Here is an 11095-nt window from a genome sequence, read left to right as displayed (position 1 = left end):
TTTTATATCTTTAATTTTAAATTCTATTTATCTATCTAAAATTTAAATCATAAAAACCATTGAGATTTTTAAAGCCACTGGTTTGAATGACTATTTTCACAATTATCACTGACTATTTTATTTAATGTAGTAAAGGTCTTAATAACCTCATTGGACATAAAAACATGAACGAAAAAACCCTATATTTAGATAAAAAGTCCGCAGGTGGATTGAATCTAAGCCAGATAAAAATATTTGGCACTCCACTCCCTTTATTTTTATTTTTACTGATCACTGTATTAGCCGCCCATATTACTGACACTTTACCTAGCGGTCTGGTCGGTGGTTTTTCTTTTATGTTTGTCATCGGCGCGATATTTGGCGAAGTTGGCAAACGCCTACCTATTTTTAATAAATACATCGGCGGTGCACCGGTAATGATTTTCTTGGTTGCTGCTTGGTTCGTCCACATGGGCTGGCTCAGCGACCGTGAAATAAAAACCGTGACCGAAGTGATGGATAAGAGCAAGTTCTTGGATCTGTTCATCGCAGTACTCATTACTGGCTCCATTTTGGCGGTCAACCGTAAACTACTGATCCGCTCTCTAGCCGGTTACATTCCAACCATTCTGGCTGCGGTTGCCGGTGCGGCGATATTTGGTATCGCTATCGGCCTCGTATTTGGTATCACCCCTGATCGCATCATGATGCTGTATGTGCTGCCGATTATGGGCGGTGGTAATGGCGCAGGTGCAATTCCACTTTCCGAGATATATGAATCGGTCACTGGTGGTTCAAAAGAACAATACTACTCAGTAGCGGTCGCCATTTTAACTATCGCTAATATAGTGGCTATCATCGTAGCTGCTGCTCTGAACATTATTGGTGAAAAGATCCCATTATTAACTGGCAATGGCGAGCTAGTATGCAGATCAAAACTAGACGTCAATGAAGAAGCCCAAAATCTTAATATCACTCACCGTGAAATTGCGATTGGTTTAATGCTGGCCGCATGTGTGTACACCTTCTCTTACGCTTTATCGAAAGAAATTCTGCCCGGTTTTGGCTCGATTCAGATCCACACTTTTGCTTACATGGTGGTGATCATCGCCATCCTTAACGCGGCGGGTTTGTGCAGTGATGAAATCAAAGAGGGCGCGAAACGCCTGTCGAATTTCTTCTCAAAACAGATGCTGTGGCTATTGATGGTCGGCGTTGGTATTGCTTATACCGATCTGGCGGAAATCATCAATGCCTTAACCTTTACTAACGTGATTATTGCCACTGTTATTGTACTTGGGGCGACTTTGGGTGCTGCTTTAGGTGGTTGGGCGATGGGCTTCTATCCTATTGAATCCTCTATCACCGCAGGTCTGTGTATGGCTAATCGCGGCGGTTCTGGTGACCTTGAAGTGCTCGCGGCCTCTAACCGTATGAATTTGCTCTCTTACGCACAAATCTCTTCACGTCTGGGTGGCGGCATTGTGCTCGTTATCGCCAGCGTGGTGTTCGGTATGTTTGTTTAACCCTTGCTCCTTGGGATTATTTGGCGCGCCTAGCGCGCCTCTTTTTTCTCCCTATTTTCAACCCTGTTTTTATCACTGGAAGTGACTATGCAATCAACCTCACTATTCCTCGAAGGGATTAATTTGCTGACCCTGGGGATGGGCTTTGTGTTCATCTTTTTGATTTTCTTAGTATTTGCAACTCGCACCATGTCGTACTTGATTGTACGTTTTGCCCCGCCTCAAGTACCAACCAAAACGGGCAATAAAAAAACACCAGCCAATAAGGCTAAATCCAAACAAAACCAAGGTGAGTTGCTCGCGGTGCTCACCGCCGCTATCCATCACCATAAAGCACAACAAAAATTATCTTAGTGAAGGAGAAATAACAGATGACTCAGGCGATTAAACGCGTAGGTGTAACCGATGTCGTATTACGCGACGCTCACCAATCTCTTTTTGCCACTCGCTTACGGATTGACGACATGCTGCCGATTGCGCAGCAATTAGATCAGATCGGCTATTGGTCTTTGGAATGTTGGGGAGGCGCGACTTTTGACAGTTGCATCCGCTTTTTAGGCGAAGACCCATGGCAACGCCTACGCTTGCTCAAACAAGCCATGCCCAATACGCCACTGCAAATGCTACTGCGCGGACAAAACCTACTCGGCTATCGTCACTATGCTGATGATGTAGTGGATACCTTTGTCGAGCGCGCAGTGAAAAATGGCATGGATGTGTTTCGCGTATTCGATGCGATGAATGATGTGCGTAACATGCAACAAGCTCTACAAGCGGTGAAAAAGATGGGCGCACATGCGCAAGGCACGCTCTGTTACACCACGAGTCCAGTGCACAATTTACAAACTTGGGTCGACATAGCGCAGCAACTGTCGGAGCTGGGTGTCGATTCGATTGCCCTTAAAGATATGGCCGGCATTTTAACCCCGTATTCTGCCGAAGAGTTAATCTCAACCCTGAAAAGACAAGTGGATGTCGAATTACATCTGCACTGCCACTCCACTGCTGGCCTTGCCGATATGACCTTACTCAAAGCGATTGAAGCGGGCGTTGATCGGGTCGATACCGCGATTTCCAGCATGAGTGGCACTTATGGTCATCCAGCGACGGAATCTCTGGTCGCCACCTTGCAAGGCACGGGCTACGACACCGGGTTGGATATCGCTAAGCTCGAAAATATTGCGACCTATTTCCGCGATGTACGCAAAAAATACCACGCCTTTGAAGGCATGATGAAAGGCAGTGATGCACGTATTTTGGTGGCGCAAGTCCCGGGCGGTATGCTGACCAACATGGAAAGCCAACTCAAACAGCAAAACGCACTGGATAAACTCGATTTAGTGCTCGAAGAGATCCCGCGTGTACGTGAAGAGCTTGGCTTTTTGCCACTAGTGACTCCGACGTCACAAATCGTGGGTACACAAGCGGTGATCAACGTCGTAATGGGTGAGCGTTACAAAACCATCACTAAAGAAACCAGCGGAGTACTGAAAGGTGAATACGGTAAAACACCTGCGCCGGTCAACGTGCAGTTGCAAGCTCGAGTATTAGCAGGTGCTGAGCCCATAACCTGCCGTCCCGCTGATTTGATTACTGCTGAAATGCCAACCTTGCAAGACCGCGTATTACAGCAAGCTAAAGAGCAACACATCACTCTAGCCAAGAATGCGATTGATGATGTGCTGACCATTGCGCTGTTCGATCAAGTGGGTTGGAAGTTCCTCGCGAATCGCCATAACCCAGAAGCATTTGAACCCGCACCACAAGCAGCAAAAACTGGTGACGCCTCTCAAATGCCTACGGCAAAAACCAAAGCCGCGTCAGTGAAAAGTCAGTCCGTCGCAAGTAACGGTGTCTACACCATTACCGTCAACAACCAAAGCTATGTGGTGAAGGTAGATGAAGGCGGCGAGCTGACACATGTCGCGCCAGCAGCGTCGGCCAATAACGCACCAGTACCGAGTGCAGCAGAAGGTGAAAACCTCGCAGCCCCCCTTTCTGGCAATATCTGGAAAATTCATGCGGCAGCAGGTGATGAAGTGGCTGAAGGCGATGTCTTGCTGATCTTAGAAGCGATGAAGATGGAAACTGAAATCCGCGCCCCACGTGCCGGAGTGATCAGTGTCATTGAAGTCAATGAAGGCGATGCAGTACAAGTCGGCGACGCCTTGCTAGTACTAGCGTAATCAGGGACAAAAATAATGGAAAACGTTTTAGCTATGGTGCGTGATTTTGGCCTATTCCACCTCCAGTGGGGGCAAGCCATCATGATCCTTGTCGGTTTAGCGCTGCTCTATCTGGCTATTTTTAAACGCTTTGAGCCTTTGCTACTAGTGCCTATTGGGTTTGGTGGCATTCTCTCTAATCTGCCTGATGCAGGGCTTGCCATGTCGGCGATAGAAAATGCCTTGTATGCCGCCAAACCGGAAGTGATGACGGCCTTTTCAGAGGTACTGCAACTTAGCTCGTACATGCCTTTGGAGATTAAGCAAGCACTGAGTAGTGCAACGCCACTGCAAATGACCACCTTGCACTTGCTCGCCGAGCAGTATCAGTACAGCGATGGCATGCTTTATCTGTTTTACAGTCTAGCCATCGCCTCCGGAGTTGGCCCTCTACTCATTTTTATGGGCGTAGGGGCAATGACGGATTTTGGTCCACTGCTCGCCAACCCCAAAACCCTGCTGCTCGGTGCGGCGGCTCAGTTTGGTATTTTCACTACCGTACTGGGTGCATTGGCATTAAGCAGTTTAGGGGTGATGGATTTTAGCGTGGCGCAAGCCGCCGCGATTGGCATCATAGGTGGTGCGGATGGCCCTACGGCAATTTACGTCTCGAGCATGCTCGCACCTGAATTGTTGGGGGCAATTGCGGTCGCAGCCTACTCCTACATGGCGTTAGTACCTATGATTCAGCCGCCGATAATGCGTGCGCTGACCACGCAAGAAGAACGCAAAATTCAGATGCATCAACTGCGCCAGGTACACAAGCTAGAAAAAATTGGCTTTCCACTGCTGTTACTGATTTTGATTGCGCTCTTACTGCCTTCTGCAACGCCACTGCTCGGTATGTTCTGCTTTGGCAACTTGATGCGTGAGTGTGGTGTGGTGGAGCGTTTATCCGACACAGCGCAAAACGCACTGATTAACATAGTGACTATTTTCCTTGGCCTATCAGTCGGTTCGAAACTGATGGCGGATAAATTCCTCCAGCCACAAACTATCGGCATTTTGGTGCTCGGTATTGTTGCGTTTTGTGTCGGTACTGCCGCAGGGGTTTTGATGGCTAAACTGATGAACCGTTTCTCCACCACCAAACTCAACCCACTGATTGGTTCAGCCGGAGTTTCTGCCGTGCCGATGGCGGCACGCGTCTCCAACAAGGTCGGGCTAGAAGCCAACGCGCAGAATTTTTTGCTGATGCATGCCATGGGACCAAACGTCGCTGGGGTCATTGGCTCTGCAGTAGCGGCAGGTGTTATGATCAAATATGTGATGGGATAGACATTATTGATTGGTGTTTCTTAGACTCCAATCAATAAGCCTCACTTATAGCAAGGATAGACTCGCCGGCATGAAAATATCACTAGCCCACTTTTTACACACCAAAGTCTGCCAGACTCTTTCGTTTCAGCAAAGGGTCGGTGCACTACTGGTTGCTATGGTAGTGATCCAGCTTTTGCTGGTAGCCGGCTTTTTCCATCAAACTCTTAGTGAAACCCTACAAGATCAGATCAGCACTAAGGCTCTGATTCAAGCGCGTGAGATTGCGACTGACCCCAATTTAATTGCCCTAATCCAACAAAATCGTCTCACCGAAGTACAGACTAAAATCGATCGCCTACAACGCATTTCAGATGCCAACTTTATTGTGATTGGCGATGCCAATGGTATTCGCATTGCCCATCCAGATGAGCGAAAAATTGGTTTACCCATGCAAGGCGGTGACAGCAGTAGAGCGTTAAAAGAGGGCGAATATTACACCTCAACCCAAAAAGGCAGCCTAGGCTGGGCAATTCGCGGTAAGGCTGCTGTTGTCTCACCTTCCGGACAGGTTCTGGGTGTGGTTTCTGTGGGCTATTTACTCGATCATATCAGTGATTGGCTACGCATTTACTCCTATCCAATGCTCAGTACTGTGGCCCTACTCATGCTGCTTTCTGGATTGAGCGCTTGGCTGTTTACCCGCCATATCAAGCAACAGATGTTCAATATGGAGCCGGAAGAGATCGCCATGAACCTCAACCTGCAGCAATCCATTCTACAAAGTGTGTATGAAGGAATAGTTGCGATTAGCTTGAAGGGTGAAATCCTTTCTGTGAACGCTAAGGCACTGAATATTCTTGGCATTGCCCACCAACCGAATCATCTGATTGGACGTAATGTTCAAGAGTTCATCACTCCGACTTACTTTTTCATGGGTGCTAGTCCGTTTGGTCAGTTAGCACAGCAAAACAGCACCAGCCAGCAAGATGAACTGATTAGCTGTAATGGTGAAACCTTGGTGGCGAACCGTGTGCCAATCAATTCAGGGCAACAGCAAATTGGTTGGGTGGTGAGTTTTCGTCGCCGCAACGACTTCAATACGCTGACTTCCCAGCTTAGCCAGATCCGTCAGCACAACGATAACCTACGCGTAATGAGTCACGAGTTTGCTAACCGACTATCCACCATCGGCGGCTTAATTCAAATCGGCGCATACGATGAAGCCGTCAAAACCATTCGCCGCGAAACCGCCGAGCAGCAGCAACTGATCGATTTCATCTCCCAGACCTTTCATCCCAAAGTGATCGCAGGATTACTGCTCGGTAAATACAGCCGTGCTAAAGAGCTAGGGCTGTGCTTGGAGTTCGACCCGATGTCACATCTACATCAAGAGCCGCAATGCATGACGTCAGATGAGCTGGCGGCAGTGCTCGGTAACCTACTGGATAACGCATTTGAAGCGACGCTAAAAAACCCAAACAACAATAAAACCATATCCCTGCTGCTGACCGATAACGGTGAAGAGTTGGTGATTGAAGTGGCAGATAATGGCAATGGCATTCCTGCCGACATTGCCCAAACCTTGTTTCTCAAGGGAGTGAGTAGCAAAAACCAGCAAGGACACGGTATTGGACTTTACCTTGTTCATCAATTTGTCACTCAGGCTCATGGTTCGATACTTATCGACAGTGCAGAGCCGCAAGGGACTATTTTTTCTATTTTTATTCCCAATCGACCCAAAACACTTGTGGCGGAAAACCACTTACCACTAGCTGAAGGGCATAATAAGAGCTGATTATGATGGAATTAATCGACGTATTGATCGTAGAGGATGAAACGAGCATTGCTGATGTGCACAGCTTTTATCTCAAACAAACTACCCGCTTTCGCCCTGTTGGCGTGGCACAAAGTATTAATGAAGCACGTAACATGGTGCGCATTCTCAAGCCTAAACTGATTTTTTTAGACAACTACCTACCAGATGGTCGTGGCATAGAGTTTTTAAAGGAGCTAACTCATCAACCGCAAGCACCAGATGTGATTTTTATCACTGCCGCTTCCGATATGGAGACAGTACGCGAAGCTGTTCGCTGCGGAGTATTTGATTACCTGTTAAAACCAATTGCCTATGATCGAGTGCAAAACTCGCTGGAGCGTTATCTAAAATACACTAGCTCGCTGCGCGCTAATGACAGCGTCAATCAGCGCCACGTTGATGAACTGTTTAATTTTCAGGCTAAAACTGAGCAACTCGATAGTTTACCCAAAGGGATAGATGAACTTACTTTGATCAAAATCCAAGAGATTTATCACCATGAACCACAAACCGCGTACACCGCAGAGTTGTTAGGACAAGCGATTGGGATCAGCAAAACCACCGCCAGACGTTATCTTGAATATTGTGTGGCCAGTGGTTTTCTGGAAGCTTGTATCCAGCATGGTCGGGTAGGTCGTCCTGAGCGGCTTTACCAAAAACGCTAACTACCGCTTTGATTTATAACGTGTAATGGAAGGGGAGCACTTCGGTACTCTCCCCTATTTCCAGCACCCCTTCTAAGTTGTCGCTATGACACTGACAAAGTGGGATCACAAACACCCCTTCTTCATCTTTATCGCATTTTACCAACATCGCCTGAGAAGACGGTGCTAAACAGTTAATCTCGGAACAAAACGCCTGACTTTCACGGCTAAAATGTTGCCAATACGCCAACCAATTTTCTCGCGCTTGAGCAGAAGCCAAATCTCTAGAAACCTTTCTAACTAACATCGCATCACCACTGTGGCTATTGAGTCGCTCTATTACAATGGATTTCGACTCGCCTGAGCATGAAGTAATTCAAAGTTCGCCGTAACGGAAAAAATCTTATTGGTTTTTATGTATTTATATAGCGATGAACGTTGAAGTAGTCGCATTGTAATGGCGTGGAGGGTAACTGGTTGCCTGGCCGAAAAATAGGAGCTGGGAACGACCAAATTTTAATTAAGAAAAATTAAATATTGTTATGTTTAATGCCGACATTCATGGAAATGATCAAAAATGTCGAATACGGTTCTCTATTTCAGCTTCGGCGATTCAGATTAAGTTGATGACGATGGATAAAAACACGGAAGGCACCATGGCCTTCCGTTATCTAGTTAACTCACAAAGTAACCATGCAGGCTACTTACTGACACTGATCATTTCGTTGAAGTACTCGACTTGCTGTTCCATGCTCAGACTTTGATTATTTGAACCCAACGCCCAGATAAAGAAACCACCGTAACCATTCTCTTTTTGCCACTTGGCACGGTTGAGGTTGTTTTCACGGCTCTCCACAAAATTGCCGTTTGGCCCCCACTGGCTATTGATCGTATTGCCCAAAACAATTTTCGACTTGTCTCCAATGTATTGAGCGTAATTGGCCATCGCGACATCGTAGAGGAAGTTTTGGCCGGCGTCATAGGTCATGACGTTGAAGAAATCGAAATCGTTCTTGGTTGCTTGTAACAGATCGATCACTTCACCATGGTGAGACGAGCGACCTGATGGCTCAACGTAAGAACAATTTTCAAACACACTTGAATCCATGCATGCCACAGGATCAGCACCGACATGGTATGTGGTCAGCGACAACACTTTATTGTCTCCCACTTTTTGGCGTATCAGTTTAATCAATGCGGTTAGGTCTTGGTTCTCTTTATCGGTGATGCGCGCTGCTTTCTCGAAGTCGAAGTCAAGACCATCGATTTGCACATAACCCGCTAATTGGTACTTGCTGTAATCACATTGGCCATCACCACCCGTCGCAAGGCAGTCACCCACTACCTCTTCTGGTTTTAGGTTCTTCTTATAGACAGGGAAGGGTTTGTTGACCAATTCAACGAGGCCATTGGCCACCGCCTCCCGATTTACATCGCTACCAATCGCAGACCAAATACTTTCATAGGTTTGACCACCAAACGCGACCATCATGGTGACATTGCTATTATCGTGTTTTAAGGTTGACCACGCTAAGTACTGAGATGGCATCCAATCTGGGTTGTAACTTGGTGGGGTCACCATGTCATCAGAAATCGTAATGTTACCGCTAGCATCCCATTTACCAAACGATAATAAATAACCGTCACCTTCAGAATTAAACAGTTTTTCATAATCGTTTAATCCCCAAGAAGTGAGATAACTAATGGCACGGTCTGGGTTATCAGCAAGGCCACCACCACCGGTACTCTCTTTCACTGTAATATTGGATGGAGCTGACATTTGCTCTTGATTGGCACTGTTGAGCGCCTTTGCGTAAATAGCGTAGTTGCCTGCTTGCGCTCCAATCCACTCATATTCATAAGGTGCTTCGGTGTCTTGATTCAGTACCTTGCCGTTGGCAATAAACGTCACGGAAGTCACCTCACCTTCATAGCTCTTAGCATCCGCTTTGATTGAAATCGCTCGGCCTTCAAAGAAGCTTGAACCGTCTACAGGGGAAGAGAGTGACACCAGCAGATCTTTATCAGTAATGGCAATCGAAATCGGTGCAGTTTGAGCACTTGCGCCTTGATCGTCATACGCGGCAACCGTGAGAGTGTATTGTCCTTCAACTTGAGCAGGCACAGTGATGGTATAAAGATCGCCCGAAGAAGAGGTGGATGTTGCAACGACTTCGCCATTCAATTGAACATCGACACGCGCCACTTGGGTATCGTCGGTCGCCTCAACGACCACCTCAAATGGCTGATTGGGTGCTATTTTTTGTCCATTTTCTGGCGATTGAACATGCACTTCAGGAACAGGGTTAGGATCGCACTCACCAACGTCATTCCATGCATCTTTCCATGCATCTGGATAATTTGGATGCCCAGTACCCGGTGTCCATACTGGGTTACCACACCAACCTGCGATTTTACATGAGTAGATATGGCCAATATTGGTTACCTCATCTCCCACTTGATAGCTCACGCCATCTTGGTACTGAGCAACGTCACCGCAACTACCACTCACATCAGTAACCGTAATCGTCAGATTTTTTTGTGTTACATGCCGTTCATCATCTTGCGCTTCAACACGTAATGCAGCGCTTCCGGCCGTTTGAGGGGTCCAGTCACAAGAGAACACTTGCTCTGTTTTGGCATCGATACTGCAAACTTCGGTGTCATTAGCAAAAAATTTAACGCTAGCCAGATCATGATCAGCATCGGTCACTTCAGCAGAGATCGTCAAACTTGTGCCTTGTGGGTGGGATGATCCCGCTTCTGGGGAAATGAACTCAACGACCGGAGGATTAGGAGCCGTCGATTCTGACTCGACAGAAACAGGCACGCTTTGCTCAGAGAGCTTATCGCCTTCCTCATTGAACGCGATAACTGAAATGGAAGCGGCTCCTACTTCTTTCGGTTGCCACACTTGCTGATACTCGGTGACACCTTGCTTCAATGGTTGTTGAGCAATTTTGTCTTGGTTAGCCCAAAACTCAAGCTTACCGGCACTCTCACCATCAACACGAGCCATAATGCTAACGTCTGTGCCCGTGTATACCACTGAATTTGGCGCTGGAGAAAGAATATCTAGTGAAAAATCGGGCGGTGGTGTGATGCCCCCTTCCATTTTCACAATAACAGAATCTTCAAAAGCACTCAGGTTTTCCAATGAACCAGCAAAAGCGATCGTCAAGGAGAGTAATTCTGAGGAATTCAGAACGCTGTCAACCCAAGCACCTTCAGGGAATTTAAGCGCCACTGAATGGAGAATACCGCCCGCTTGAGCGGTATGAGATAGACTCCACGTAGGATGGGATAGCGCCGATGATTGCCAACCTATATCGTTAATCGCAACGGGTAATACAAATTCGATTACCGCATCGCGCATATCCGCTGACTCTGCTCCTGTATTTTTAATCGCTAAGGTGTAAGTGCTCCACCACTGCCCCTCTGACTCAGCTACCGCATCCGCGCTAAACTCAACAGCAATAGCCTGAGATATTGGGTTTAGCAATAGACCCGAAAAAAGCATGGTTAGGCCTAAGACCCGGTAATAGTTTTTGTCGGCCATTGAGACTGGCGTGTTTTTTTGATTAAACATTATTTTATACCCTCATATTAAATTTATAATATTCAGTATATTTATTAGCACCACCG

7 protein-coding genes and 1 pseudogene are annotated in these 11095 nt (G+C 46.9%); 6 read left to right on the top strand and 2 right to left on the bottom strand.

Annotated features, from left to right (window positions below; genetic code table 11):
- Positions 1-164: 164 nt before the first annotated feature.
- The 6 genes and pseudogenes from citS to AACT18_RS15995 all read left to right on the top strand — a co-directional run bounded on the left by citS (position 165) and on the right by AACT18_RS15995 (position 7471).
- The gene (citS, locus tag AACT18_RS16020; RefSeq protein ID WP_094144305.1) at positions 165-1505 is read left to right on the top strand and encodes a citrate/sodium symporter CitS; all 1341 of its coding nucleotides are present in this window, start codon (positions 165-167) and stop codon (positions 1503-1505) included.
- A 20-nt stretch (positions 1506-1525) separates the two neighbouring features.
- Positions 1526-1859, top strand: a pseudogene (locus tag AACT18_RS16015) (OadG family protein).
- A 17-nt stretch (positions 1860-1876) separates the two neighbouring features.
- Positions 1877-3691 (top strand): sodium-extruding oxaloacetate decarboxylase subunit alpha, encoded by a 1815-nt coding sequence (gene oadA, locus AACT18_RS16010; RefSeq protein WP_094125730.1) that lies wholly within the window; start codon positions 1877-1879, stop codon positions 3689-3691.
- 15 nt (positions 3692-3706) lie between these two features.
- Positions 3707-5008 carry a sodium ion-translocating decarboxylase subunit beta gene (locus tag AACT18_RS16005; RefSeq protein ID WP_094125731.1) on the top strand — a complete coding sequence of 434 codons (1302 nt, stop codon included), beginning with the start codon at positions 3707-3709 and terminating at the stop codon, positions 5006-5008.
- Between the two features lie 70 nt (positions 5009-5078).
- On the top strand, positions 5079-6785 hold the full coding sequence (locus AACT18_RS16000; RefSeq protein ID WP_088732984.1) for an ATP-binding protein: 1707 nt from the start codon (positions 5079-5081) through the stop codon (positions 6783-6785).
- A gap of 2 nt (positions 6786-6787) precedes the next feature.
- Positions 6788-7471 carry a response regulator gene (locus AACT18_RS15995; protein ID WP_017048248.1) on the top strand — a complete coding sequence of 228 codons (684 nt, stop codon included), beginning with the start codon at positions 6788-6790 and terminating at the stop codon, positions 7469-7471.
- Positions 7472-7484: 13 nt separating this feature from the next.
- On the opposite strand, the gene AACT18_RS15990 is transcribed toward AACT18_RS15995, so the two are convergent.
- Together AACT18_RS15990 and AACT18_RS15985 are read right to left on the bottom strand one after the other, a co-directional pair.
- A complete protein-coding gene (locus AACT18_RS15990) occupies positions 7485-7757 on the bottom strand; it encodes a hypothetical protein (protein ID WP_017048247.1) in 273 nt (90 codons plus the stop codon).
- Positions 7758-8150: 393 nt separating this feature from the next.
- Complete coding sequence (locus AACT18_RS15985; protein WP_094125658.1) at positions 8151-11039, bottom strand: Ig-like domain-containing protein; 2889 nt, start codon at positions 11037-11039, stop codon at positions 8151-8153.
- Positions 11040-11095: the final 56 nt, after the last annotated feature.

Source organism: Vibrio sp. V04_P4A5T148, from assembly GCF_963875605.1.
In the GTDB taxonomy this organism is placed as follows: domain Bacteria; phylum Pseudomonadota; class Gammaproteobacteria; order Enterobacterales; family Vibrionaceae; genus Vibrio; species Vibrio anguillarum.
This window is presented reverse-complemented; position numbering and strand designations above follow the sequence as displayed.